The sequence below is a fragment of the Marinoscillum luteum genome (genome assembly GCF_044005705.1).
GTDB lineage: Bacteria > Bacteroidota > Bacteroidia > Cytophagales > Cyclobacteriaceae > Marinoscillum > Marinoscillum luteum.
Genome location: NZ_JBIPKE010000009.1, coordinates 35,151 through 61,362 on the forward strand (window position 1 = coordinate 35,151; position 26,212 = coordinate 61,362).

Below are 26,212 nucleotides of genomic sequence, written 5' to 3' on the forward strand. Positions count from 1 at the left end.
ACTAGGCTAAATAAAAAGGGGCTCCGAAATGCAATTTCGGAGCCCCTTTTTATTGAATGAATATGATGTTCTAGGCGTGTGTTTTGTTCTTTCTCACATAGAGAAAAAGGAATAAGAACACACCGATCAGCAGGGTGGGAATGATCGCAATGTTCGCCAGGGTGGCCTGTCCGGCTGCCAATTCCAGCGCTTCTCCTGTTAATCCCTCAGCCGATTTTACGGCTCTGTGTCCTTCTATCCATCCCCCAATGATGGGCTGGAAAATAGAAAGACCGAGCATTCCTACACCTCCAATAAGTGACATGCCAAGTGCTCCGGTTTTAGGCAGGTAATCCGCCACGAAGGAGATCATATTTGGCCAGAAGTAGCATACACCAATAGCAAAAAGTACGGCAGCCACATACACCATGGGTCCTGTAGCCATGCTCATCATAAAGATGGCCAGAGCGGAAATGATGGCTGAGCCAAGTAGCACACCAGTAATATTGAGTCTGTGAATCAGCGGCCCGGCAAACATTCTACCTACGGCCATTAATACCGTTACGAGCGCCAATACCAGTAACGGCTGTGCGCCGGAGTTGGCCAGGATTCTTTCTACCCACGACTGGGTACCCAGCTCAGTAGTAGCAGTCAGTGCCATACAGACAAGCATCAGCCAGTAAATGGGCGAGGACATGATCGCTTTCAGGTTATCGGCAGTGGACATGGTAGTTTCCTTTGGTGCCTCAGGAAAAGCCTGACCTCTAAACAAAAGAAAGTAAGTAAATGCGGGCACGTACATCACGGCAATTTTGATCTGCCAGCTACCACCTAAGAGCCCAAGGCTTAAAGCAATCAGTGAGCCAATGGCTATACCACCTGGAAACCAAACATGAAACCTGTTGAGCATGGTGGCCCTGTTGGATGTGTACATAGATGCAATCAGCGGATTATAAGCTGCTTCTACCATTCCGTTAGCAAAACTGATGAAGAAGGTAGAAAAGAAGAGCGTATAGAAGCTATTAGAAAGAATGGAAAACGTGATGCCAATGAAGTGACACAGAAAGGCAATATTTCCTATTTTTTTGGGTCCCAGGGAGTTGTATAGAGGCCCGCCTACTAATGTGGCTATAGGGAAGCCAAAAATGCCCATGAAGTTGATCCAGCCCAGTTGCTGGTCTGAAAGACTCATGTCAGTGACCAGATCGTTCATGATACCAGCCCGGATACCAAACGCAAATGCGGTGGTGAGTAGAGCAAAACAACTGGCTATAAACAGTCGGTTGCGATTCAATTGATTTTCCATCTGTTAGTTTAGGTTAAAATAATCAAGTAAGTAAATCGAAGCATCAAATTCAAAGCAAATTAGGAAAGTTGTAAGATTAACACTTATTGCAATCGTTTGCAGGTAATAAAAAATTGAATTTGGTGGTCAAACTTGATAGATTTCCATCCAAATTCGATGTTTCAGAGAATTTTATTTCTAATCAGATCAATTCAGACTAATAAATCAGCATGAACAAAGGAAAAATCAAACTCGGTTTAATTGGCGGAGGCCCCAATTCATTTATCGGAATCGTTCACAGAATTGCAGCGTATATGGGCGAGCAATACCAGCTCGTTGGAGGTGTTTTCGATATTGATCATGCAAGTGGGATTGCTTTTGCTGAAAAGCTGGAATTGGATACTTCAAGGGCCTACGAAAGTCTGGAGGTTTTTATAGAAAAAGAATTGGCTTTGCCCGCAGACGAACGTATTGAGGTAGTATCTATCCTTACCCCCAACTTTCTGCATCACTCCATGGCGATGAAGTTGGTAGATGCAGGATTTAATGTGATTTGCGAAAAGCCCATCACCATCACAGCCGCAGAGGCAGTGGAGTTGGAGCAGTTGGTGGAGAGAAAGAAGGTAGTTTTCTGCCTCACACACACTTATACTGGGTATCCTATGGTGCGGCAGATGAAGGCTATGATTGCCGCCGGGGCCATTGGTAAAATTCAGAAAGTAGATGCACAATACTATCAGGGCTGGATCAACCCGTTCATTCATGACAAGGATAAGCGGGCTCAGGTTTGGCGCCTGGATCCTAAGAAATCAGGTCAAAGTTGCTGCTTCGGTGACATTGGTGTTCATGCCTTTAATCTGATAGAGTATACCACCGGTTTGGAGGTAGAAAAGGTGCTTGCCGATATTGATACCTTATATCCAGACAATCCATTGGACGTAGACGGAACCGCCCTCATCCGTACAAAGGATGGAGTCAAAGGGGTAATTTGTGCGAGTCAGATTGCCACAGGAGAAGAAAATAACATCTCCATCATGGTGTATGGGGATAAGGGAGGTTTGAAGTGGGAGCAGGAAAACCCTACCTACCTGACCTATATGCAGGAGGGAAAACCAGCTCAGATTTTCAAACCCGGGAATCCCTACAACGCTGAATTTGCACAGGAAAGCACCAAGATAGCTCCAGGTCACCCTGAGGGGCTTTTTGATGCCATGGGTAATATTTACAAAGGCACCGCACTCGCCATCAGAGGAGAAAAAGTCCGGGAAGGCGCTTTTCCTGGTGTGAAGGATGGTGTGAGAGGAATGAAGTTTATCGAGGCGGTGCTGGAGTCCAACAAGCAGGGGCAGGCATGGATAGAGATCAAATAAATAAACCAATGAGACATAGAAAACTCCGAATGGGAATGGTAGGCGGGGGCATTGGTGCTTTCATAGGGGCTGTACACCGCATGGCCGCCAACCTCGACGGGCAAATCGAATTAGTCTGTGGGGCTTTTAGCTCAGATGCAAAGCGCTCCGCAGTGTCAGGTCAGGCACTTTTCCTACCCGAAAACCGGGTCTACGCATCTTTTGAAGAGATGATCACAAAGGAGAAAGCACTTCCCAAGGGAGACCGAATGGATTTTGTTTCCATTGTGACTCCCAATGTGATGCACTTTGCTCCGGCTATGATGGCCCTGGAAAATGGCTTTCCGGTGATTATCGACAAACCTCTGGCTTTTACTTTCGAAGAAGCCAAAGCCCTGCAAGCCAAGGTACTGGAGACAAAACTCCCTTTTGCTGTGACCTACACCTATACGGGTTATCCGATGGTGAAGCAAGCCATGGCGATGGTTCGTAAAGGAGATATAGGAAAGGTGCGTAAAGTGATGGTGGAGTATCCGCAGGGTTGGCTCAGCACCAAAGTGGAGGATACTGACCAAAAGCAAGCCTCCTGGCGCGCTGACCCTGCACGTGCAGGTATTAGCAATTGCTTTGGAGACATTGGCACGCATGCGGCCAACCTTGCGGAGTACGTTTCCGGGATGGAAATTACTGAAGTGCTCTCAGAAATACGCGCCACTGTTCCGGGGCGTATTCTGGATGATGATGCCAATGTATTGTTGCATTTTGAAAATGGAGCGAATGGCGTCCTCTCAGCTTCACAGGTAGCCTCTGGAGAGGAGAATGATCTGAAAATCAGAATCTATGGTGACAAGGGCGGCCTTGAATGGAGCCAGAAGGACCTGAATACCCTCATTGTCAAGGACCATGGAAATCCGGATAAGATCTACCGTACGGGCGGAGACCGGGGCGGTTATTTGTATGAAGAAGCCATGCAGCACACGCGTACACCATCTGGTCACCCGGAAGGATACATCGAGGCATTCGCCAATATCTATCGCAACTTTGCGGAGGCATTGAGGAATTATGCCGAGGGTAAACCCGCGGATACAGTACTGGATTTTCCCGGAATAAAGGAAGGGGTGCAGGGAATGGCTTTGGTAAAAGCTGTAGTGGCCTCCACTAAAAACGGAAACGTTTGGACGAAAGTCTGAGAGCAGCCCCTCAATCATTTTAGAATCGTAGTTTTAAAAAAGACAAAGACATGAAAACCATCAAAGGACCAGCCATATTTTTAGCACAATTTGCTGATGATAAAGAACCCTTCAATAACCTCAAAAGTATTTGCAAATGGGCCAAGGGGTTAGGTTATCAAGGGGTTCAGATCCCGGCGTGGGATGGCCGGCTGATCGATATAAAAAAGGCAGCGGAGAGCAAGACCTACGCCGATGAAATCAAAGGGATTGTGAATGAAGCCGGTTTGGAAATCACCGAACTGGCTACGCACCTTCAGGGCCAGCTGGTGGCGGTACATCCTGCTTACGATATCATGTTTGATACATTCGCTCCTGATTCGGTCAAGGGAAACCCCAAAGCACGTACCGAATGGGCCATCGATCAGGTGAAGAGTGCAGCCACCGCCAGCAAAAACCTGGGCATAGATGTGATGGCGAGCTTCTCGGGCGCTTTGCTATGGCACACGGTGTATCCATGGCCGCAGCGTCCCGCTGGCTTGGTGGAGATGGGGTTTGACGAGCTGGCCAAGCGCTGGTTACCCATACTTGATCATGCCAAGGACAATGGAGTAGAAATTTGCTATGAACTGCATCCCGGTGAGGACCTGCATGATGGCATCACCTACGAGCGTTTTTGGGAGGCCACAGGCAAGCATAGCTCCGCCAAGATTTTGTATGATCCATCGCACTTCGTCCTGCAGCAACTGGACTACCTGCAGTTCATAGATTTCTATCATGAAAACATTCGCATGTTCCATGTGAAGGATGCAGAGTTCAACCCTACCGGTAAGTCGGGAGTATATGGTGGCTTTCAGGGATGGGTAGACCGTCCGGGCAGATTCAGATCGTTAGGAGATGGACAGGTAGATTTTAGCGGTATTTTTTCCAAACTCAGTCAGTATGGCTATGATGGTTGGGCAGTGCTGGAGTGGGAGTGCTGTATCAAGTCTCCACAGCAGGGCGCTGAGGAAGGCGCGCCATTCATTCAGAATCACATCATTGAGGTGACAGAAAAGGCTTTTGATGATTTTGCAGGAGCCAAGCCAGACGATGTGGCCAACAGAAAGATATTAGGTATTAAGTAAGGTAAGAGAAGTATAAAGCATGAAGAAGTTAATTTATTTCAGCTTGCTGATAGGCGCCATGAGTGCTTGTCAGGAGCGCAAAGAAATAGAGCGACCTAGGGAAGCCTGGGTTTTTCGTTCTGTATTGGATTTAAAACCAAGAATGGTAACCGCCGCGCTTAGTGAGGACGTATGGGTGGCCTATGATGCCCGTACCGCCAGTCTTTATAAAGCCTGGAAGGGTGGGGTAAATTTTGATGGAGCGGTTTACACTACTGTTCATGGCCCTCAGCCTACTTCCAAGGGGTATGCCTATTATACAGACGAAAAGGAGGATGTAGAGTGGGTGTTGAAGAAAGGTGATGAAATTCTGATTCCAAAAGTTCAATATAAAGGCCATCGCTTTGTGGATGGTCAGGTGGTATTCACCTACGAGCTCAGTACTGATGACAATAAAATCACCGTTGAGGAAACACCAGAAGCCATTAGACGTGGTTCCCAAAGTGGATTGTCCAGAAAGTTTAAAGTTTCGAATGCCGGAGACTATCAGGTGGTACTTAATACCACCATTTCTTCTCTGGTGAGCGAGCGGGATTTTAATACCAATGGTTGCTTTGAGGTAATTTCCAAAAGCAATCAGGAGTACCCTGAGGGAAATGTTGTTTCAGTGGTCGGGGTATTGACCTTGTCGCAGGGTGAGCCCACAGAATTGAGGGCTTTTTATCACGAAGGTTTTGATAAAGGGCTGCCAGTAGCCACAGAAGAGTCTGATGAGGCATCTGGTGTAGCGGCAGGTGCCCAATTGATTGAGCGAAGTGACTGTAAGTCGTGCCACAACGAGCAAGTAAAGACAGTAGGTCCCGCTTATATCTCCGTAGCTAGAAAATACAGCGATGGAGAGGAGTCTGTGAAAATGCTTTCCGGCAAGGTGATCAAAGGCGGCAGCGGTGTATGGGGTGAAGCGATGATGACCCCTCATGCAGGATTGTCTGAGGAGGATGCCGCAGAGATGATCCGGTACATTTTATCACTGGACGACAATGACGAAGATTCGGACGGAGGGGCCTGGCATTTAGGTGAGAAAACCGTCCCAGTGAAGTTTCAGGATGAGGTCAATATCTCCAGTGAGTCACCGGGGGTAGCAGCATACCTTTACCTCTACAGCGGAGATCAGCCCAATTTCAATACACTGAAAAAGGAGGCTTTACCGATAGGGGGTGCTATTGTTCCTCAGATTCATGTTCGGGACGAGAGTGATTTTGGTGAACGCACCCAGCGCATCGCTGTTTTGTTCAAAGGAAATTTGAGAATAGAAAAGACGGCAAGTTATAGCCTGAGATTGGTGTCAGATGATGGGTCTCGACTCTTTGTAGATAATAAGATTGCCATTGACCATGGGGGATTCCATGGCCCCACACCCAAAGATGGAGAGGTGTACCTTACGGCAGGAGATCATCCTTTCGAGATACAGTATTTTCAGGCCAGTGGAGGCGGAGCGGTCTCCTTTCAGTGGTTTAATAAGGATGCTGGCAAATTTGAGGTAATTCCTCAGTCCATGCTTTTTGTGTCACCTTCCGATTATTTAGAGACCAAAGAATACATCAGCGATGAGGTTTTGGTGAAGTCCATTCCCGGCGATGGTCGCTGGCTGGCAGGTGTACATCCGGCATTCGATATTTTCCAGGCACGACCTGATGATTTCCAACCAAGAGTAGGGGGTATAGACTTCCTTTCTGAGGATGAAATGCTCGTGTGTACCTGGGACTCTCTGGGACCTGTTTACCTGGTGAAAAATTTCAGATCAACCAATCCTGAAGAGATTACGGTTCAGCGCATTGCTACCGGACTGGCAGAGCCTTTGGGTATCAAAGTGGTGGATGGAGAGATTTATGTGCTTCAAAAGCAGGAGCTGACCAAGCTGATTGACAATGATAAGGATGGTTTGATTGATGAATATCAGACAATCGCCGATGACTGGTCAGTTTCGGCCAACTTTCATGAGTTCTCCTTTGGCCTGGTGTATAAAGATGGTTACTTCTACGGTGCGTTGGCTACAGATATTCTTCCAGGTGGTGCATCTGCGCAGCCACAGCCCAAAGACCGTGGTAAGATCATTAAAATAGCTAAGGAGACGGGCGCGGTAGAGTTCATAGCCTCAGGACTGAGAACCCCCAATGGCATTGGGATAGGTGTAGATGGTGAAATTTTCGTTGCAGACAATCAGGGCGACTGGTTGCCAGCTTCTAAGATCAATCATGTAAGAGAAGGTGCATGGTATGGCTCCAGATCGGTTGACCCTGAGGGGACAGAAGGCTGGGTGCAGGATGAGCCGGTAGTCTGGCTGCCACAGGATGAAATCGGAAACTCACCGAGCACCCCATTGGCCATAGACAAAGGACCCTACACCGGGCAAATGATCCACTGTGAGGTGACTCACGGAGGCATCAAGCGCGTGGCAGTAGAGAAAGTGGATGGCATTTATCAGGGCGCTGTTTTCAGGTTCTCTCAAGGTATAGAAGCCGGCGTGAATCGTCTGGCATGGGCACCTGATGGCTCTCTTATTGCTGGTGGCATTGGAGTTTCCGGCAACTGGGGGCAGACAGGCAAGCTGAATTATGGCTTGCAGCGATTGGTTTACAATGGGAATTCTGCATTTGAAATGCTCAAAGTAAGCGCCCGATCCAATGGGTTCGAAATTGAGTTTACGGAGCCCATCAAGGTGGGGCAGAATATTAGTGTGGAAGACTTCCTCATTGAGCAGTTTTATTTCAAACCAACAGCCGAATATGGTGGGCCAAAGCTGGATGTGACAGAGATGAAGCCTAAGAATTTCTATTTGTCGACTGATCGTAAGAAGGTGTTCTTCGAGTTGGAGGGATTGCAGGAAAAACATGTGGTGTATTTTAGGATCAAACGTCCATTTGTCAGTGAACTGGATCATGAGCTGTGGACTACTGAGGCCTGGTATACACTTACCAATATTCCTGAGGGACTTCCCGGGTTTACCAATGACTACAAAGTGACTCACAATGTGTTATCTGAAGCTGAAAAGGCACAGGGATGGAAACTGCTGTTTGATGGAAAAACCACCCAGGGCCTTCGCAATTATAAAGTTGAGACACTGGGCAAAAAGTGGCAGGCTGTAAATGGGACCCTGCATTTTAGCGGAAAGGGATCAGGTGCTGGCTGGCAGGCAGAAGATGGAGGAGATATCATAATCACCGATAAACCGTACAAGAATTACGAATTCCAGATTGATTGGAAAATGTCTGATGGAGGCAACAGTGGAATCATCTACAATGTGGTAGAGGATGATCAGTACGACTATGTGTGGCATACCGGACCAGAATATCAGCTTTTGGACAACCTCAAGCATCCAGATGGGCAGATTGAAAAACATCGTAGCGGTGATTTATATGACATGATCAAAACTAAATTTGTGACGGTGAACCCTACAGGGGAGTGGAATAGAACTCGGATAAAAGTCAACAATGGACACGTCGAGCATTGGCTCAATGGATACAAAGTGGTTGAGTTTGATTTCTGGACCCCAGAGTGGGATGCCCTGGTGGCGGGAAGCAAGTTTTCAGAAATGAAAGCCTTTGGTACAGGCAAAGAGGGTCATATTTCCTTACAGGATCACGGGGACAAAGTGTGGTTCAGAAATATAAAAATTAGAGAATTGTAAATTGAAAAGATTAGGCTTATTAGGGTTAGTAGGATTATTTCTATCGTGTGGGCAGACGACCCACGAAACCAAAAAGGAAGAGGCGCCAGAGGAAAGCAGATTTGTAAAAGAGGTTTTCGCTACCAATCTATTTGAGCCTACCGAACTAGTGATTCTTCCTAAGGGTAAAGTAATCTTTACCCAGAGGAGGGGTGGGATTAAGCAGTATGATCTCAAAACCAATGAGCTCTCGGATTATGATTCTATTCCGGTGCATCATGAAAAAGAAGACGGCCTCATGGGGATCGCCCTTGATCCAGAGTTTGAGCAAAATGATTGGGTGTATTTGTACTATTCTCCGGTAGGGGATGAGCCTGTCCAGCATTTGTCCAGATTTACCTATACGGCGAAGGGGCTGATCAATGAGGTGGTGATGCTGAAGGTGCCCGTGCAGCGTGAAGAGTGCTGCCACACCGGGGGATCTATTCAGTTTGGGAGTGACGGATTGCTTTATCTATCTACAGGAGATAATAGTAATCCATTTGATTCCAAGGGGTTTTCTCCTTCTGATGAGCGCCCTGGCAGATCTGCCTGGGACGCACAGAAATCTTCCGCCAATACGAATGACCTTCGTGGAAAGATTCTTAGAATCAAACCTGAACCGGATGGTTCCTATAGCATCCCTGAGGGCAATCTTTTTGTAGATGACGATCCGCTCACCAAACCGGAGATTTACGTCATGGGTTGTAGAAATCCCTATCGTATTTCTGTAGACCCAAAGAGAGGATGGCTTTTTTGGGGCGACGTAGGACCTGATGCCGGGGAGGATGTCGAAGGTAGAGGCCCGCGAGGGCATGATGAGTTCAATGTAGCCAAAGAACCCGGGTTTTTCGGATGGCCGCTTTTCGTTGGCAACAACTATGCATACAACGAATATGATTTTTCAACCGGCATTTCACAGGCCAAATATGACCCTGCAGCACCTGTCAATAACTCACCTAACAATACAGGATTGCAAAATTTGCCTCCTGCCCAGCCGGCAAAAATTTATTATCCTTATGCCCGTACAGATATATTCCCTCAGGTGAAAAATGGTGGGCGTAATGCCATGGCCGGACCGGTATACTATTCCGATATGTATGAAAGTCGCTCCAAATTTCCCGTTTATCTCGACGGTCGGGTGATCTACTATGACTGGATGCGAGGGTTCATTTATTTTCTCGAACTAGACGAGGAGGGCAATCCTACCGATTGGTATTCTTTCATGCCAAATACGGAATTTAACAACCCCATGGACATGGAGTTTGGGCCTGACGGTAACCTCTACATGATCGAGTATGGCACGGGGTGGTTTACCAGAAATGAAAATGCCAAACTTTCCAGAATCAGGTATATAGAGGGCAATCGACCTCCGGTTCTTGAGGCGTCAGTCTCCAGATACAGTGGATCAGCCCCACTAGAGGTACGGTTTGATGCGTCCGGATCCAAAGATTATGATGGTGATAAACTTAAATATGAATGGGAGATAGAAGGCGAGGTATTCAATGACTCAGTATTTACCTATGTGTTTGAAAAAGAAGGTGTTTACTATCCCGAACTGACCCTGTCGGATGGTAAAGGAGACTATCGTACTCAGCAATTTACCATAGAGGTAGGTAATGAGCCTCCGGTAGTGGATATCGCCATCGCTGGCAATAATACTTTCTTTTGGCAAGGTCGCAACATAGCCTATGAAGTTCAAATCAGTGATCTGGAAGACGAAAAGGGAGCAGGGATTGCTACGGATCAAATCAGGTTTGATATCAACCATTATCAGTCTACGGATATGGCGGAGACCCTTGGTCATCAGGTGCCAGTCAGCAATGGACTCACACTCATCGAGTCCCTCGATTGTAAGGGTTGTCACAAAGTCAATGAAAAGTCAATCGGGCCATCATACACTGCCGTGGCTGCCCGGTACAGAAGTGACCGCAATGCGGTTAATTACCTGAGTAGAAAGATCATCAGTGGTGGAGGAGGAGTATGGGGTGAGCAGGCCATGTCTGCGCATCCGGATCTCACCACCGAGGATGCCGCCAGCATAGTGGAGTATATATTGTCGTTGGGCAACCAAATGAGTTACCCATTGGAAGGGACTTTTAAGACCTCTGAGGCTACCGGCCGGTACTTGTTTACAGCCGCCTACAAGGATCGGGGCAAGGCTCCACTTCGCCCGATAGAAGTGACCCGCAATATCTGGTTACGCCCATCGCGCATGCCTGCAGACCTGTTTGACGATTCGAAAGACATTCAGGCTCGTGGTGGAGAAATCAGAAGCATCTACCATGGCTCGTGGGTGAGCTTCAATAATCTTGACCTGACCGGAATTGGGAGTGTGTCCTTTTTACTAGCCAATAGAGAAAAGGGAGGCACCGTATCTATCCGCACAGGTGCTCCTGACGGAGTAGAGATAGGCCGGGGAGAAATTTATCCCGATCGATCTACTGGCCCGACCAGTACATTGGAGATAGAGATCAAAGATGTCACGGGTTTCCAAAATGTCTACTTTGTGTTTACCAATGAGGGAGAGGAAAACAAGCTCCTTTACATTCGAAATATTGAATTCAACCCAAAACCTTGACCAACTATGACTTACAAGAGAAGAACCTTTCTTAAAACCACAGCGGTAGCGTCCGCGGCCATAGCCGCCATGCCTTCGCTGATGGCCTCAGTTGTCAAACCTTCCACTAAAATAGGGGTGCAGCTGTATACCGTGAGAAATGAAATGAGCAGTGATCCTAAGGGTACCTTGGAAAAGATTGCCAGGATTGGCTATCAAAAGCTGGAGGGTGCCGGCTACGATGCGGGTAAAATTTATGGCTTTTCCGGTAAAGAATTTAGGAGCATCGTGAGCGACCTGGGTATGGAATTGACCAGTGGTCATATGTCTTCTCAGGTTTTTGCCGAAGGGTTTGATCAGGCGCTGGAGTTCATGGTAGATGCGGGACAGCAGTATGCAGTTTTTCCGTGGCTTTCTCCTGAGCAACGCGTGTCATTGGATCAGTACAAAGGGTATGCAGCTACTCTGAGCAAATGCGCCGAGAAAGCCAAATCAGCTGGAATTACGGTTTGTTATCACAACCATGACTTTGAGTTTCAGGAACTGGATGGTGAGCTTCCAATGAATATTCTACTGAGTGAAACAGATCCTGAAATGGTGAAGATTGAGCTGGATTTATATTGGATCACCAGGGCAGGATTGGATCCTATTCAGTTTTTCAAAGACAACAGTGGCCGTGTGCCCATGTGGCATGTCAAGGATATAGCGAACACGCCAGAGCGTGGTTTTGCTGAAGTGGGTACCGGTACCATAGATTTTCAGTCCATTTTTGCAGAGAAGAAGACTTCAGGAATGAAGCACTTTTTTGTGGAGCAGGATCAGTCGGAAAACCCACTGAAAAGCATAGAACTTTCTTATAAAAACCTGACAGAAAAAATTCTAGGATAAACGTATGAAATATTGGATTGGGGGACTGATGGCGATCATCGGTGTGGAGTTGGGTGCGCAGACCGTATCGGGAACTGTTTACGATCAGATGAGTAATACTCCACTGCCGGGGGCTACCATCAGTGTATCCGGTACGCTCACCGGAGTAGCGGCTGATGAAAATGGTTTCTACGAATTGACTGATTTGGAACCTGGCCATTATCGGCTTCTGGTTAGTTACGTGGGTTATACCGGCAAGACCCTATCGGAAGTTTGGGTGAAGACCGGAGTGGTCACTCGTCTAGATGTGTACCTGGAGCGCAATAGCTCCAGTCTGGACGAGGTGATAGTCACCACCAATATCTCTATCACTGAGCCGGGTAAGATCGGGATCACTGAAGAACAGATCAATCGGTTTGCAGCCACCTATTATGACCCGGCCAGGCTGGTCACCAGCTCACCGGATGTGGCAGTTACCAACGATCAGAACAATCAGATTTCAGTACGTGGAATCTCTCCCAACTACAACACGTGGAGGCTGGAGGGTGCAGAGATTGTTAACCCCAATCACCTGTCTAATGCGGGTACTTTTTTGGACCAACCATCTGCCACTGGTGGAGGGGTGAATATGCTCAGTGCTCAGATGCTCAGTCAGTCGCAGTTTTTGTACAGCACCTTCGATTCGAGGTACAGCAACAGTGTTGGGGGAGTCTTCGATATGAACCTCAAAAACGGGAACACCACCCAGCGTCAATATACAGCCCAGGCTTCACTCATTGGTCTGGATTTGGCCACAGAGGGTCCTTTCAGGGAAGGAGGTAAAATGACCTATGCGGCTAATTATCGCTATTCATTTACGGGCCTACTCACTCAGTTTGGAGTGGATTTTGGGGGAGAGTCCATTGGCTTTCAGGACCTCTCACTGAATGTTTCCACACCTCTGGGTACCCGGTCGCGGTTGAAAGTTTTTGGTACAGGCGGACTCAGTTTCAACAACTTCGACCATAAGCCAATGGCTGAATCTGAGGTGATCAAAGACCGCCGGGACATATATTATGACAACAAGACCGGAGTGATAGGCGCCAGCCTGAAGTCAGGTTTTGACAACAGTCACCTTACCACGTCAGTGGTGCTCTCGGGCTATGAAAATACCCGTGATCAATATGGGTATGATGATAACGATGTTCAGGATACGAGCTTGATTCAGCACAATAGTCAGCGGATTCTGAGTATGCATTCATCCTACGAGCGATCTGTGGGTGGTGCCAATGTGACACTGGGTGTTCTGGCGAATCAATACCACTGGACAGGGAGCTTGCAAGGGATATTTGATCATTCGTTGAATCAGTTTCTGATTAATCCTTATGCGCAAGTAGAATGGCATATTTTCAGTGATCTCAAGGTTAAGGTGGGAGTGAACTATAACCAAAGTGCCGACGATTCGAGTATTGACCCTAGAATTTCATTGACCCAGCAGCTCAATGCCAACAACTCTTTCATCCTTGCTGGGGGAAAGTATAGCCAACTGACCAACCCATATAATTCAGATTTTGTCAGTTTCTATGGAGGACAGCGTTGGGGTGACATATATGAATTATTGAAGTCATATCGAGGTACACTTACCCATGTGTATGAAAAGCGTGGGTTTAATGTTCAGAGTGAATTTTTTGGGTATTACTACCCATCGGTAATAGCACTAGGTGAGCGAACAGCGTGGACCTTCGGTGGCACCCTGACTTCAGAGAAGAGCTTTTCCGATGGCCTTTATTTCAGGCTTGGGGGTAGCCTGTTCGAATCAGAAATTGAGGGGTTTGTGATTCAGACCTACAATACCAGGTATAATATGAGTATGGCCGCTGGCAAGGAGTGGGACGTGTCTAAAGGAACCAAAAACAGGCGCCTGGGACTAAACCTAAGGGGTCAATATCAGGGAGGCTTTTATTACTCTGAAAATATTCCAACCACTGATGGTTCTATGTCCGGTTATTCAAGATTTGATTATCGTACAGCTCCATATTTGCGTTTTGATGTACGTCTGTTGTGGACCCGATACCGGGAAAATCGGACTACGTCCATAGCACTTGACTTGCAGAATACATCGGGCGTTCAAAACGAGGGATATAAGTATTTTGACGGGTTTACCAACCAACTGGAGACTCAGTATCAACTCGGTTTAATTCCCATCCTTACCTACAGAGTAGAGTGGTAATTGTTTGATATTTGAAGAAATGAACTTACGGGATATAGACCTATTCTTTGAAGCACAGGAAGAGCCCAATAAAGGGTGCATGTTGGCTTTAAGACAATTTTTGTTGGCCTTCCATTCGGATATTACCGAAGCGTGGAAGTGGAGGCTTCCGTTTTACCTCTACAAGGGCAAGACATTCTGTTACTTGTGGACGGACAAAAAAACCAAAATGCCATACGTGGGTATTGTGGAAGGCGGGAAGATCGCACATCCCATGCTGATCAAAGGAGATCGTACACGCATGAAAATTTTACCCATCGACCCCAATAGTGACTTGCCTGTAGAGGTGCTGGAAGAGGTGTTAGAAGAGGCCAGAACATTTTATAGATGATTAGGTAGGTGCTAGGTATTCCTCCCTGTGGAGTATCGCGATATTTTGGGAGAGTAGGTGACCCATCAGATTCCGAACTTTGTCATGTTTACCATCTTAAAGGGAAACATGAAATTACCCGCGCTCTGTTTTTTGATTCAGTTGTTTCTGTCTATTGGTGCTCCGTTGCCAGCCATGGAGTTGGAGGTACGGGTTATAGCTCTGGCTGGACACTGGGAGCGAGAGATGGCCTTACTCACCCAATACCATGGCCTGGCGAGCTTTTGTGAAAGCGCAGACCATAGGGAGGGTGTTTACGGGTTATTGGATGAGATCCATAACTATCATGGTCTACTCTATCAGGAACTGCTGGAGACCACCCATCATCACTCTGCACGTACCATCAGGCGTATTTTGAAACACCTGGTGAAGCTGGAAGAGGATTATAGTATTGAGAGTTTCAATGCTTTTTTTGGTGAGCGGTGTAAAGCACAGACGGAGTTGGAAGCAATGGCACGCCAATACAAGAGCGGTTTTGGTATGCACTCTTACGATGGTAAAATCCATGTGCTGGAAATAGAGATGCATCGGTATCTGAAAACCCTCACAAAGCGCATCAGCAAGGTGAAAAAGCACGTATCCCAGTTTTATGCCCGCAGACAGGTATGGGAGTATTAGATCCATTTACCAGTTGCGCTTCTTCAGTGCCAGAAACTATTTTTATAAACTATTCGGACATATAGAAGAAAGCAATCTTGCATGTAAGAAGCACTGATACTTACCCTCTTCTGATTAGGTCAAAGAGGTAGTCTATGCCTGAATATTGTTTTCAACCTGCTAGTGTTGGGATACATAAGAGCATATCGGAGATACACCTATAAAATCCGATGTTTGGCCGAAAAGAGTTTTAATATTAAAAGTAACGTGAAGTAACTTTCCGGTAATATGAGAATCACCAAAACCTATCAATCATGAATAATCATTTTCCTTTTACCGCAAAACAACTGATCAAAACCACCAGAATAGAAGTTTATCACTCTCTTACAGAGAAATTTGGATCTCTGGAGCCACAAAAGACAGCTTCTGGTCAGGACATGGATTTCCAACTGGACAGACTACTTTCTATTGTTCACAACAATTAAAAAAAGCCGGAAGAAACTCTCCCGGCCTTTCACAGATTAGGTTGATTAGTATATTTATGCCTCGGCCCAATTAGCGGCCATGAGGTACATGTTGTCAAACAGCTCACGCACCACCAATAGCATATCGTCCTTCAGATGATCCGGCAATGCTTCTATCAGACCTGAAATTTCGTCTTCACTGATTCCAGTGGTGTGATTTTCTTCAGTTTCCTGGTGCATCTTACCGAAGTATTCCAGTCGGTCATATAGATCAGCATCCTTTAGTACCGGATGTATGGCCTCCTTGAATTTATCAAAAGTGATTTCCAAAACCTCTACCATCAGCATCCTTGCCACAGGATCGGTCATGTTTTGCATATGTCTTGAGAAAGCATAAATGGTCTTTCTCACGGCCAGGGATTCATCGTCCCAAACATTGGTGATTAGGTCTATGGAGTTGCCATTTTTGAACTGACCGCTCATGCTTGCCAGATCCTTCAAATACCACTCCCAGTGATAAGAGTCCTCATCGCTGTGGGTATTGACACTTTCTTCTAGTTTATTTTCTGGTTGTTCGTATCTGACTAATTGCATGAGATCTTTAAATCCCATAACAAAAAAGAGCATACGGGGCAGGAAGACTAGTTTGTCTAAAACTTGTCCATCACCTTTTAGTTTTTTGTGCAATGGATTGTTGGCAAACTTGAGCGCTCCATATTGGAACTCCTGCTGTAGTTTGAAATTGATGTCTTCGTGAGTGGTAATGTTTCCCTTTTTTTCGATAGGAGTAATCATAGCTTTACTTTTTTAAATAATGGATTAAGGACAACATATAACTGCAATGAACAAACGATTGCATCGATTGAGCCATTTGAAACAGTTATATGCTATAATTTACTAATTACTAAAAAGAGCAACGATAGAAAATCGAAAAAAAATTGAATTTTTTTTTACAATGATGGGTGTTTCATGCATTTTTCACACAAAAGTGATCCATAGTCGATCATAGACTCAATTGAATGATTAGACCACTTTCAGATTGACTACCAGTTGATAATAAAAGTGCAGGAATCTCCCCCGTTAGATTTTGTTTCCTTCGTTTCATCCAGTTTTACTTTGGTGAACAAAGAATCCTTGGGTTTAAACATTCGCACGATTTGAACCACCAGGCCTTCTTCAAATTTGGCTGGATAAGGGGTATGACAAACGAGCAAAGCCTCCTTGTTCTCGGCATCATATCGTGCAAGTTTGTAGTGACCGATTCCTTCTGTCATTTGACCAGTGTTAGGATTGAACATAGGCTGGCCGTTTTTACGATGGTTCATGTGGTAGGCCACATCGATGGATCGCAGTGCGTTTTCCAGGCTATCCATAGGTGGAAACTGAGTGCCTTCAATGATGGCCTTTCCAATGAGAAAGAGATTCATTTCTCCAATGGTACTGGCCACTTCTTTCATGGCATCCAGAAGGGACTGTAGATTATTCCAGGCTCCGGTGTTTGCATTGAGCCCGTGTTTTTCAATGATCGCTTTTCGTTGGTTTTGCCCGAGGCTACCCATTGCGATGATCGGGAGTTCGTTGCCCCCTGCTTCAATATTGTCTTCGAAACTTTTATATTCTGCCATTAGCTGATTTGGTTAATGCCGGAAAATAGTATTTTTTTTGCATATAGCTTAATACGTTGTAGATAAATAATGAAATTTTTTAGGAATATCTTCCCGGAGCTATGATGTTGTTAGGATCGAACAGGTTTTTTAATTGGCATTGCAACAAAGTGTAGGGGTTTTTGAGCTCCTGTAGATATGGGGCCATGTTCTCAATATCGAGTCGATAGGGGTAGATGCCCTGCTGCTTTAGTTCGCTCAACAGGTCACGGGCCCAGGTGCCTGCCTGCGAGATAGCACTCTGATCGGACCGATCGAAATAGACCCTTACAAAAACCTCCAGGCTATAGTCATTAAGGGCAATGATGGAAATAGCAGGATCCAGTCCACGAGCAAGGGAAAAGGATTCAAGGTATTGAATGATATCTGAAGAAGCTCCGGTGAAAGGAATGACAGGTAGGACACATCGAAATCCGGGAATCTGAGGATAAAGATCAAGGTTTACTTCCATTCCCGAAAGTTCCACACCAAATTTTCTCGCGGTGGCCAAAAGTGAGTGGTCATTGGGCTGACCGTGATATCGGTCTATCCGAACCCTTACCGGTGGGGTGGAAGAGGAGTGGTCATCAGAAGACGGATAGGTTTTCAGTTCGGCTACCAGGCTGGACAAGGCTTTGGTGACCACCGAGTGTTTGGCCGGGAGCACTTCCTCATGCCCCGTTACCACAAACCACGCAAACCATTTATCATTGAAGTCCATGCCCCATTCAAATAATTCATAAATCTTGGGGTCATTCTGACTGTCTATTTCCAGAGAGTAACCCACCAACTCCTGAGCCACCAGCTCAGCCATTTTATTCAGAAACCCCTTGAGGCCTGATTTGTCCAAAACGGCCAGATAAAGATTGAATGGCTGCTTCACCCTGAGGTTGACCACTGCTTCTGTGACAATGGCATAGTTGGATTGGGTGAAAAGGTGTGTCAGGTCTGGACCGAGTCCGTATTTGTAAAAGGATCCTTGACTACTTTGGAGCTCACCAAAGCCTGTGCCAATGAGCTGTCCATCGGCGAGCATCACGGTGAGTTCACGAAGATCCTCAGCTCTATGACCACTTTTTCCAGAACCCCGATCAATGATGTTTCCCAGAATGGATGAACCCGAATCACTCCCTGTCACATTGAGCATGAGCTCAGGGGCATGTACTTCCAGGTAATCATAGAGCTGCTGCTGAGTGACTCCCGGTTCCACTCTGGCATAGCGCAACTCCCGGTTGACCTCTATAATCCGATTGAGATGCTTCAGGTCTATAATGTCCGCGTCATTCACTGGCATCCTCGAACCCAGGCCCCAGTTGTGTCCGGTAGAGATTGGGTATACCGGACGACCGGATTTGTCTGCCTGGAGGAGGATCGTTTTGAGTGCTTCCAGGTCTTTGGGTAAATGTATTTTCTCTATATCGCGGACAGGAAACTCCGTAATGTTCTGCTGATAGCTGGTTGGGCTGGTCATAGATAAACAGTTTCATGCTAAACATTAAATCAATCGAAACTGAGTATAAATTACAAATAATGCTTGGAGTATTTATGAGATTATTTTTCACATAAGGGGAACAAGTCCCACACTAACCTCTTAAAATTTTAAGATACTGAATCCATGGCCCCACGTCTGAGGAGTACTGGCTGGCCATCACCCGAGATATTTGAGACAGGTGGTTGAGGTCATGCACTGTCCATGTGGCGAGCAGCTGAGCGAGTGTGACTTCACCAAAGTCGGGGTGACGTCCGGTTTTGGTCAAATCTTCCGCTGAGATGTTTTGTTTTCGGAGCGTAGTGAGGTTAGCGGCTCTTAGGGTTTTGAAGTCAGTCAACAAGTCATTGATTGATTTGCCCTCGCTGGCTTTTTCCTGTGCAAAGCGGTCAAACGGTGTAAAGGTCCTAGTCTCATCATTTGACAATATGATCAGCATTCGAGGTATCCAGTCCGTTTTTTCTCCATGGATGAGGTGCCCAAGTATGTCATAAGGGCTCCAGGTTCCGGGGCCTTCGTTGGCCATGATCCATTGTGAGGAAAGACCGTCCAGGAGGTGCTCAAGTATGACAGGTGTTCTTTCCAGTATTTCGGTGGCTTTTTTTAAATCAAACATGTTTTGAGGTCAATTCAGATAACAGTGGTTGTATACATTACCTAAGAATATTTGGTCAGATCTGTTTTCATGCACACAATCGTTTGTGTTCTTTTTAGATAATGATATCTTAGTGTTTTTTGCATCATTCCCTCCGGTCATATTTTTTTACAAAATCTGTTTGAATCTATTCCGCCTGAGGGTTGGTGTGCGTTATTTCTTACGAACAATTTAATCAACCGTCCCGAAAAATGTCTTTGTTAATTATCCTTCTTTGTATTGTCATTCTGGTGCTATTGATCACCTGGGCCAGGCTTAATCCTTTTCTTGCTTTTATTATTGTATCCATTCTCACAGGTTTGCTTCTGGGTGTTCCGCTCCAAGAAGTGACCACCATTGTGGAGCAAGGGATAGGAGGAATGCTTGGAGGGCTTGTCATTGTGATCGTGTTGGGGGCGATGCTGGGTAAACTCGTGGCGGAAACAGGCGCGGCTCAGAAGATCACCAATGTGCTGATGAGTGTTTTTGGTGAAAAGAAGATTCAGTGGGCACTGATGACCACCGGCTTTGTAGTGGGGATTCCGCTTTTTTACAATGTAGGCTTTGTGCTGTTGGTGCCATTGATTTTCTCAGTGAGCTATCAGTTCAAAATCAAAGCTGTTTATATAGGGATTCCCATGCTGGCTGCCCTATCGGTCACGCATGGTTTCCTGCCACCTCACCCGTCACCTACGGCACTCGTAGGGCAGCTGAATGCCGACATGGGACTTACCCTTATTTATGGGTTTTGTCTGGCAGTGCCGGCCATTATACTCGCTGGCCCCGTATTTGCCAAAACACTCCGAAATATTGATGCCAAACCACTCAAGACATTTCAGGCCGAGGCTAAGCCAGAGGATCAGTTACCAGGTGCTTTTAATAGCTTCTTTTCCGCCCTTCTACCTGTATTTTTATTGGGCGGTGCTGCTTTGGTGCAGCTCTTCTGGGCGCCTGCAGGATTGGCCGGGCAAATCATAGGGTTTATTGGAGATCCTTCCATTGTGATGATTCTGGCGCTGGCCTATGCCACCTATTCTATAGGACTTCAGCAAGGCTATGGTATGAAAGGTGTGATGGAGTTTTATACGGATGCCATCAAGGACATTTCGCCAATCCTATTGATTGTAGCTGGAGCTGGGGCACTCAAGCAGGTTTTTGTGGTGAGCGGAGTGAGTATAGAATTGGTATCAGGGTTGCAGGATATGAATATTCATCCTTTGGTGCTTGGTTGGTTGATTGCGGCCATCATCAGGGTTTGTATTGGGTCAGCTACAGTGGCGGGGCTTACTGCAGCGGGTATTCTGGCTCCTGTGATGGGTCAGGTGGATGTAGATCCTAATCTGATGGTTCTTTCTGTGGGCGCTGGTAGCTTACTTTTTTCGCATGTTAACGACAGTGGCTTTTGGATGTACAAAGAGTATTTCAATCTCAGCATTAAGGATACCATCAGGTCTTGGTCGGTCATGGAGACCATCGTGTCAGTGGTTGGATTGATTGGTGTAATGATCCTGGATTTGATCATTTGATTCAGTTGAGGAGGAGCATGTTTTGTAAAGCTTTATTTGATTAAATTTCACACTCATTCATAACCATGCTTTTAGGTTAATATGCTTTTTTTTCTTCGTAAAATCCGCCGAAATCTTATGGGAGACCTCTCTACTGACAAAACCGGTAGCAAAGTAAAAAGCTACCTGCTATATGCCATTGGTGAAATCATACTCGTCATTGTTGGAATTCTCGTTGCCATCCAGATTGATGGGCTTAATGAGGCTAGAAAAGAGCGGGATAGGGAAATTCATTACCTGAGCAACATCAAACAAGACCTGGTGAATAACATTGCACATATGGAAGCATTCCTGACTCAACGGAAAGCATGCATTATTTCAGCGCAGAATGTAGTAGCTCATCTGGAGGGGAAGCCCATTGATGACTGGTATGCTTTCAATGAAGACTGCATCAGGATTTACGATTGGCGTAGGTTTTATCAAATTAACTACACTTTTGAAGAGCTTATGTACTCTGGGAATCTCACCATTATTTCCAACGACAGTATCAAATCCCTTTTGCTTAATCTAGAATCCTTATACAAACAGACAAAAGCTGAAGAAGATCACTTTCGCTTTGATTCTGAGGAGATCATATACAAACCCATTTACAGTATTATGGACCTGCATCCCACGCTGAAAATGCACATCGGCCAGGATGTAGAACTTTCCCGAGAGAATTACGGTACATTTTTCGTAGATACCAGGGTCAAAAACGGTTTTTTGATGGCTATTCTGGAGTTATCCAAAATGAATGGACAGCTGGAAGAAATGACGCAGATCACAGAGGATTTGCTCTCGATAATCAATAGAGAAATAGGAGAATGATGTCATTTCTGGCACCAGAGGTGTCAAATATCAATAACTACATTCCATATAAAGAGACAGATATGTAGGAGCGACATGTTTTATGAGAATTCCGTAGCTAGCAGCTATGGGAGGGCGCTGGAGGTGCTCAATATCAATAGATGGACAGATAAATAAAACAAACACCTTCAGAGGAGCGACATGTTTCGAAGAGGATTTCGCAGCTACGCAGCTTGTATGTCATGGACCTTATTGCTATGAATATTCGGCACCTATGGAGCCAGTATTTAGATGGTAGAGCGAATGGATTTTGCTCCACACTCGATTAACCAAAAAATCATGAACGACATCAGAGGTGCCCAATCTGAATAGATAGGTTTCTGAATTTAAAACAAACAGCTCCGTAGGAGCGACATGTTTATAAGAGGGTTTCGCAGCTATGTAGCTTTTATGTCCTGGACCATATTGCTATGAATATTCGGCTCCCATGTAGCCAGTATTTAGATGGGTAGAACCGAAGGGATTTTGCTCCATTCGGTTAACCAAAAACATGAATGACGCCAGAGGTGTCCAATGTCAATAGCCACGGTCCATATGAACAAACAGCTCCAGAGAGCGACATGTTTCGAAGAGGATTTCGCAGCTATGCAGCTTTTATGTTCTGGGCCATATTGCTATGAATATTCGGCTCCCATGGAGCCAGTATTTAGATGGGTAGAACCGAAGGGATTTTGCTCCACACTCGATTAACCAAAAAATCATGAATGACACCAGAGGTGTCCAATGTGAATAGCTACGTTCCATTTGAACAGGTAGCTCCAGAGGACCGATATGTTTATAAGAGGGTTTCGCAGCTACGCCGCTTTTATGTTCTGGGCCATATTGCTATGAATATTCGGCTCCCGTGGAGCCAGTATTTAGATGGGTAGAACCGAAGAGATTTTTTCTCCCCAATCCATCGACTAAATCATGAACGACATCAGAGGTGCCCAATCTGAATAGATAGGTTTCTGAATTTAAAACAAACAGCTCCGTAGGAGCGACATGTTTATAAGAGGGTTTCGCAGCTATGTAGCTTTTATGTCCTGGGCCATATTGCTATGAATATCGGCTCCTATGGAGCCAGTATTTAAATGGTAGAACCGAAGGGATTTTGCTCCACATTCGGTTAACCAAAAACATGAATGACGCCAGAGGTGTCAAATATCAATAGCCACGGTCCATATGAACAAACAGCTCCAGAGGAGCGACATGCTTCCAGCAAGATCTCTCTTTACACTCCATAAAATTGTTCTAGACTCACGCGAAGGGAAAGAAGATTTATTTAAAATGGATATATTAGAAACTCATAAGTTATCTTGGCTCAATCAAAACACCGCATATGCCAACATTAATACTATCCTCCATTGTTTGTGAAATCCCTGAAGAATCTGACAAGGACGAGATCTATCTCATGCTTCAGGGCAAGAAGATTTGGCCACAGAATAAGAAATACCTCAAGATCGATGTGGACGAGATACTGCCCCTTGGACTGAAATTCAACATCAAAGGGCCGGGAAGGATGAAGCTGGAATTATGGGAATATGACGTGACCAGCAAAAACGATCACCTGGGGAATTTTCATTTGGATTTCAAAAACCTCGATCCGGGAAATTACACCGAACTTCTCATGCGCAACGAGGCAGGTGCTCAGAAAGCCAGTTATTACCTCAACTGGGAGATCAGGGAGTGATTCTTGCATCTAAAAAAGGCAGATCACTCATTGCGAGGAGGCTACAAGTCCGAAGAAAAAATCTGTCTATATTGATAGGTCGCGCAAGACCACAAGACGGTAGGGTTTCTTAGTGTTTAGTTTTTGAAGGGTGTCGAGCTGTTGATGATAAAAAGACCCTACTTTTAATCATCTCAATTATCGATGTTGGACATAAAGTAAGGTCATTCCAAAAATCTTGCTCATTAGCTTTTACAAATTGCTTAAGTTTTTCTACAAGCGTTATGTCTGCAATCTGGCTGATGTATTCAATAAGGGAGTATTTTTCTGCTTGAATATCCATGTCGATTGTCTTTTTTACAGAGTAACGATTTATAATTAAATTTTAATCTTGGAAATAGATAACATACCTCATAAATCCAACACAAACTTGTGCTCTTTTAGGGCCTGGTACACCTCCTGATCAAACTTATAGAGCTTGGCCGCACGGTGGGATACATTGTTTTGCTTTTCGCCCAGGTCTACGATGAGCTTCATACCCAGAATTTTTCGGCGGAAGTTGGGCTTGTCCAGTTTGATCTGCAGGATGGATTCATACAGATTTTGCAGCTGCAGTAGTGTAAACTTCTCCGGCAGGAGGTTGAACCCAATGGGCTCCTGCTTCACCCGGCTTTTGAGCTGATCCAGCGCATAGGTGAGGATTTCGTCATGGTCATAAGGCAGCTCTGGCACTTCATTCAGAGAAAACCACTGCACGTCTGAGGCGGTGTAGCCAGCCACCACATCATAGTCAGTGTCTTTAATCAATGTATAATAACCCACAGTCACCACCCGCTTGGTTGGGAAACGATCCACCGATCCGAAAGCCTTCAACTGCTCCAGAAATAGATTATTCACACCTGTGAGGAGATAAAGAATTCTGTTAGCTGCTGCATCCAGAGACTCCTCATAGGTGATCCACCCCCCGGGCAATGCCCACTTGCCTTTGCTAATCCCTTCTCCATGCTTGACCAGGAGCACTTTGAGTTCATCCGTGAATCCAAAGATCACACAGTCAATAGAAAGGTCTTCCATGATATGTTCTGCCATGTCGTGATTTTAAGCTTTTGCCAAAATAAAGATAAAATACTTTCCAATACTTATGGTCATTATGACTATAAGTATTATCTTTATTTTAAATTCATAGAAAATGTACTTTTTAGGTTTAGATATAGGAAGTTCCTCGATCAAAGCAGCCTTAGTTGATGGCACTACCAACAAACAAGTAGCTGTGGCACAATATCCAGAAACAGAGATGGATATGATGAGTGAGCAGGTGGGTTGGGCTGAGCAGCAGCCGGAGGTCTGGTGGAAAAATGCGTGTGCCGCCACTCAAAAGGCATTGAATTCAGCACGAATCAATCCGATGGAGGTAGCGGGCATTGGTATTTCTTATCAGATGCATGGGCTGGTCCTCGTAGATAAACATCACGAGGTGCTGAGACCGGCCATTATTTGGTGCGACAGCCGTGCAGTGGAGATTGGGGAGGAGGCTTTCCAGGGTATTGGAGAAGAAAAGTGTCACAAGCATTTACTTAATGCGCCGGGTAATTTCACCGCATCCAAGCTGAAATGGGTGCGCGAAAACCAACCCGAATTATATGCAAAGATTCACAAGATCCTCTTGCCGGGAGATTATATAGCACTGAAACTCACAGGGGAGACCACCACGACTGTTTCAGGTTTGTCCGAAGGTATTTTCTGGGATTTTCAAAATAACGAAGTGGCTGGATTTCTCATGGATCATTTAGGCTTTGATCAGGAGGTTATTCCCAGGATTGTTCCAGCTTTTGGGGATCAGGGAAGGCTCTCGGTCACTGCTGCAAGGGAGATTGGTTTGAAGCCGGGCATTGGCATTGGCTACCGGGCTGGTGATCAGCCAAATAATGCGCTTGCTCTTGGGGTGATCAATCCCGGAGAAGTGGCAGCCACGGGAGGTACCTCTGGCGTGGTATATGGCGTGAAGGACAAGCCTGTTTATGATCTCAAATCACGGGTCAATAGTTTTGCCCATGTCAACCATACTTCTGAAGATCCACGAATAGGGGTACTACTTTGTATCAACGGAGCGGGCATTCAGTACCGTTATATCAAGCAGATGATGGCTGAGGAAGGGCTGGGGTATACAGATATGGAGCGGGTAATGACCCGTGTACCTATCGGAGCTGACCAGCTGCGGGTAATTCCTTTTGGGAATGGGGCAGAGCGGATTCTCAGCAACCGCAACATTGGTGCTCAGGTGAATAACCTACAATTCAACAGGCATAAGAAGGAGCATTTTTACAGAGCCGCTCTTGAGGGCGTGGCCTTTTCATTTATTTATGGTATCGAGATATTGAAAGAACTGGGTTTGGATATTACCAAGCTCAGGGTGGGCAATGACAACCTGTTTCAATCCGGTATTTTCAGTAAGACAATAGCCACCTTGGCCGATGCCCCTATAGAGATGGTAGAAACTACCGGAGCAGTGGGTGCCGCCAGAGGCGCTGCTTTTGCCCAAGGGCATTTTTCCAGCCTGGCAGAGGCGGTGAGTGGAGATGCCACAATAAATATTTATGAACCAACCACGAGTGAATATCAACAATACAGCAATGCTTATCAGGCTTGGGTAAGTGACTTAAAGAGACTTTTAAACGACTAGAAAC

General features: G+C 45.8%; 21 protein-coding genes. 14 read left to right on the forward strand and 7 right to left on the reverse strand.

The window, feature by feature from the left end:
- Window positions 1–70: 70 nt before the first annotated feature.
- On the reverse strand, window positions 71–1,285 hold the full coding sequence (locus ACHKAR_RS01570; protein ID WP_395415886.1) for an MFS transporter: 1,215 nt from the start codon (window positions 1,283–1,285) through the stop codon (window positions 71–73).
- A gap of 209 nt (window positions 1,286–1,494) precedes the next feature.
- Here ACHKAR_RS01570 and ACHKAR_RS01575 point away from each other — a divergent pair, with 209 nt between their 5' ends.
- The 10 genes from ACHKAR_RS01575 to ACHKAR_RS01620 all read left to right on the forward strand — a co-directional run bounded on the left by ACHKAR_RS01575 (window position 1,495) and on the right by ACHKAR_RS01620 (window position 15,721).
- Complete coding sequence (locus tag ACHKAR_RS01575; RefSeq protein WP_395415887.1) at window positions 1,495–2,634, forward strand: Gfo/Idh/MocA family protein; 1,140 nt, start codon at window positions 1,495–1,497, stop codon at window positions 2,632–2,634.
- A gap of 8 nt (window positions 2,635–2,642) precedes the next feature.
- Window positions 2,643–3,803, forward strand: a complete 1,161-nt coding sequence (locus ACHKAR_RS01580) for a Gfo/Idh/MocA family protein (protein ID WP_395415888.1) — start codon at window positions 2,643–2,645, stop codon at window positions 3,801–3,803.
- A 50-nt stretch (window positions 3,804–3,853) separates the two neighbouring features.
- Window positions 3,854–4,909 (forward strand): sugar phosphate isomerase/epimerase family protein, encoded by a 1,056-nt coding sequence (locus ACHKAR_RS01585; protein WP_395415889.1) that lies wholly within the window; start codon window positions 3,854–3,856, stop codon window positions 4,907–4,909.
- A gap of 19 nt (window positions 4,910–4,928) precedes the next feature.
- Window positions 4,929–8,576, forward strand: a complete 3,648-nt coding sequence (locus ACHKAR_RS01590) for a family 16 glycoside hydrolase (RefSeq protein WP_395415890.1) — start codon at window positions 4,929–4,931, stop codon at window positions 8,574–8,576.
- A gap of 1 nt (window position 8,577) precedes the next feature.
- Window positions 8,578–11,175, forward strand: coding sequence for a PQQ-dependent sugar dehydrogenase (locus ACHKAR_RS01595; protein WP_395415891.1), 2,598 nt, complete (start codon window positions 8,578–8,580; stop codon window positions 11,173–11,175).
- 6 nt (window positions 11,176–11,181) lie between these two features.
- Window positions 11,182–12,042 (forward strand): sugar phosphate isomerase/epimerase family protein, encoded by an 861-nt coding sequence (locus ACHKAR_RS01600; RefSeq protein WP_395415892.1) that lies wholly within the window; start codon window positions 11,182–11,184, stop codon window positions 12,040–12,042.
- 4 nt (window positions 12,043–12,046) lie between these two features.
- Window positions 12,047–14,230, forward strand: coding sequence for a TonB-dependent receptor (locus ACHKAR_RS01605; protein ID WP_395415893.1), 2,184 nt, complete (start codon window positions 12,047–12,049; stop codon window positions 14,228–14,230).
- Window positions 14,231–14,249: 19 nt separating this feature from the next.
- Complete coding sequence (locus tag ACHKAR_RS01610; protein WP_395415894.1) at window positions 14,250–14,600, forward strand: DUF1801 domain-containing protein; 351 nt, start codon at window positions 14,250–14,252, stop codon at window positions 14,598–14,600.
- Between the two features lie 108 nt (window positions 14,601–14,708).
- Complete coding sequence (locus tag ACHKAR_RS01615) at window positions 14,709–15,257, forward strand: hypothetical protein (protein ID WP_395415895.1); 549 nt, start codon at window positions 14,709–14,711, stop codon at window positions 15,255–15,257.
- Between the two features lie 293 nt (window positions 15,258–15,550).
- Window positions 15,551–15,721, forward strand: coding sequence for a hypothetical protein (locus tag ACHKAR_RS01620; RefSeq protein WP_395415896.1), 171 nt, complete (start codon window positions 15,551–15,553; stop codon window positions 15,719–15,721).
- Between the two features lie 54 nt (window positions 15,722–15,775).
- On the opposite strand, the gene ACHKAR_RS01625 is transcribed toward ACHKAR_RS01620, so the two are convergent.
- The 4 genes from ACHKAR_RS01625 to ACHKAR_RS01640 all read right to left on the reverse strand — a co-directional run bounded on the left by ACHKAR_RS01625 (window position 15,776) and on the right by ACHKAR_RS01640 (window position 19,448).
- The gene (locus ACHKAR_RS01625; RefSeq protein ID WP_395415897.1) at window positions 15,776–16,495 is read right to left on the reverse strand and encodes a hypothetical protein; all 720 of its coding nucleotides are present in this window, start codon (window positions 16,493–16,495) and stop codon (window positions 15,776–15,778) included.
- Between the two features lie 248 nt (window positions 16,496–16,743).
- Entirely contained in the window at window positions 16,744–17,325 is a 582-nt protein-coding gene (locus ACHKAR_RS01630) for a hypothetical protein (RefSeq protein ID WP_159584580.1), read from the reverse strand.
- A 79-nt stretch (window positions 17,326–17,404) separates the two neighbouring features.
- Window positions 17,405–18,814, reverse strand: coding sequence for an FAD-binding oxidoreductase (locus tag ACHKAR_RS01635; RefSeq protein WP_395415898.1), 1,410 nt, complete (start codon window positions 18,812–18,814; stop codon window positions 17,405–17,407).
- A gap of 112 nt (window positions 18,815–18,926) precedes the next feature.
- A complete protein-coding gene (locus ACHKAR_RS01640; protein ID WP_395415899.1) occupies window positions 18,927–19,448 on the reverse strand; it encodes a DinB family protein in 522 nt (173 codons plus the stop codon).
- 230 nt (window positions 19,449–19,678) lie between these two features.
- Between ACHKAR_RS01640 and ACHKAR_RS01645 the strand changes: the two genes are divergently transcribed.
- The 3 genes from ACHKAR_RS01645 (at window position 19,679) to ACHKAR_RS01655 (ending at window position 23,549) form a co-directional block, all read left to right on the forward strand.
- Complete coding sequence (locus ACHKAR_RS01645; protein ID WP_395415900.1) at window positions 19,679–20,992, forward strand: gluconate:H+ symporter; 1,314 nt, start codon at window positions 19,679–19,681, stop codon at window positions 20,990–20,992.
- A gap of 117 nt (window positions 20,993–21,109) precedes the next feature.
- On the forward strand, window positions 21,110–21,838 hold the full coding sequence (locus tag ACHKAR_RS01650) for a DUF6090 family protein (protein WP_159584572.1): 729 nt from the start codon (window positions 21,110–21,112) through the stop codon (window positions 21,836–21,838).
- A gap of 1,360 nt (window positions 21,839–23,198) precedes the next feature.
- The gene (locus tag ACHKAR_RS01655; RefSeq protein ID WP_159584570.1) at window positions 23,199–23,549 is read left to right on the forward strand and encodes a hypothetical protein; all 351 of its coding nucleotides are present in this window, start codon (window positions 23,199–23,201) and stop codon (window positions 23,547–23,549) included.
- Between the two features lie 109 nt (window positions 23,550–23,658).
- Here ACHKAR_RS01655 and ACHKAR_RS01660 read toward each other — a convergent pair whose 3' ends face one another.
- Both ACHKAR_RS01660 and ACHKAR_RS01665 read right to left on the reverse strand, forming a co-directional pair.
- The gene (locus ACHKAR_RS01660) at window positions 23,659–23,871 is read right to left on the reverse strand and encodes a hypothetical protein (protein ID WP_159584568.1); all 213 of its coding nucleotides are present in this window, start codon (window positions 23,869–23,871) and stop codon (window positions 23,659–23,661) included.
- Window positions 23,872–23,939: 68 nt separating this feature from the next.
- Window positions 23,940–24,617 carry an NUDIX hydrolase gene (locus tag ACHKAR_RS01665; protein WP_159584566.1) on the reverse strand — a complete coding sequence of 226 codons (678 nt, stop codon included), beginning with the start codon at window positions 24,615–24,617 and terminating at the stop codon, window positions 23,940–23,942.
- A gap of 100 nt (window positions 24,618–24,717) precedes the next feature.
- Here ACHKAR_RS01665 and ACHKAR_RS01670 point away from each other — a divergent pair, with 100 nt between their 5' ends.
- Window positions 24,718–26,208, forward strand: a complete 1,491-nt coding sequence (locus tag ACHKAR_RS01670; RefSeq protein WP_395415901.1) for a xylulokinase — start codon at window positions 24,718–24,720, stop codon at window positions 26,206–26,208.
- Window positions 26,209–26,212 lie beyond the last annotated feature (4 nt).

Coding starts and splice junctions, on each gene's coding strand:
- ACHKAR_RS01635 (WP_395415898.1), bottom strand. CDS start 18,814: ATGACCAGCCCAACCAGCTATCAGCAGAACATTACGGAGTTTCCTGTC.
- ACHKAR_RS01655 (WP_159584570.1), top strand. CDS start 23,199: ATGCCAACATTAATACTATCCTCCATTGTTTGTGAAATCCCTGAAGAA.
- ACHKAR_RS01670 (WP_395415901.1), top strand. CDS start 24,718: ATGTACTTTTTAGGTTTAGATATAGGAAGTTCCTCGATCAAAGCAGCC.
- ACHKAR_RS01650 (WP_159584572.1), top strand. CDS start 21,110: ATGGGAGACCTCTCTACTGACAAAACCGGTAGCAAAGTAAAAAGCTAC.
- ACHKAR_RS01625 (WP_395415897.1), bottom strand. CDS start 16,495: ATGATTACTCCTATCGAAAAAAAGGGAAACATTACCACTCACGAAGAC.
- ACHKAR_RS01590 (WP_395415890.1), top strand. CDS start 4,929: ATGAAGAAGTTAATTTATTTCAGCTTGCTGATAGGCGCCATGAGTGCT.
- ACHKAR_RS01660 (WP_159584568.1), bottom strand. CDS start 23,871: ATGGATATTCAAGCAGAAAAATACTCCCTTATTGAATACATCAGCCAG.
- ACHKAR_RS01585 (WP_395415889.1), top strand. CDS start 3,854: ATGAAAACCATCAAAGGACCAGCCATATTTTTAGCACAATTTGCTGAT.
- ACHKAR_RS01615 (WP_395415895.1), top strand. CDS start 14,709: ATGAAATTACCCGCGCTCTGTTTTTTGATTCAGTTGTTTCTGTCTATT.
- ACHKAR_RS01600 (WP_395415892.1), top strand. CDS start 11,182: ATGACTTACAAGAGAAGAACCTTTCTTAAAACCACAGCGGTAGCGTCC.
- ACHKAR_RS01580 (WP_395415888.1), top strand. CDS start 2,643: ATGAGACATAGAAAACTCCGAATGGGAATGGTAGGCGGGGGCATTGGT.
- ACHKAR_RS01645 (WP_395415900.1), top strand. CDS start 19,679: ATGTCTTTGTTAATTATCCTTCTTTGTATTGTCATTCTGGTGCTATTG.
- ACHKAR_RS01575 (WP_395415887.1), top strand. CDS start 1,495: ATGAACAAAGGAAAAATCAAACTCGGTTTAATTGGCGGAGGCCCCAAT.
- ACHKAR_RS01605 (WP_395415893.1), top strand. CDS start 12,047: ATGAAATATTGGATTGGGGGACTGATGGCGATCATCGGTGTGGAGTTG.
- ACHKAR_RS01570 (WP_395415886.1), bottom strand. CDS start 1,285: ATGGAAAATCAATTGAATCGCAACCGACTGTTTATAGCCAGTTGTTTT.
- ACHKAR_RS01630 (WP_159584580.1), bottom strand. CDS start 17,325: ATGGCAGAATATAAAAGTTTCGAAGACAATATTGAAGCAGGGGGCAAC.
- ACHKAR_RS01610 (WP_395415894.1), top strand. CDS start 14,250: ATGAACTTACGGGATATAGACCTATTCTTTGAAGCACAGGAAGAGCCC.
- ACHKAR_RS01620 (WP_395415896.1), top strand. CDS start 15,551: ATGAATAATCATTTTCCTTTTACCGCAAAACAACTGATCAAAACCACC.
- ACHKAR_RS01640 (WP_395415899.1), bottom strand. CDS start 19,448: ATGTTTGATTTAAAAAAAGCCACCGAAATACTGGAAAGAACACCTGTC.
- ACHKAR_RS01665 (WP_159584566.1), bottom strand. CDS start 24,617: ATGGCAGAACATATCATGGAAGACCTTTCTATTGACTGTGTGATCTTT.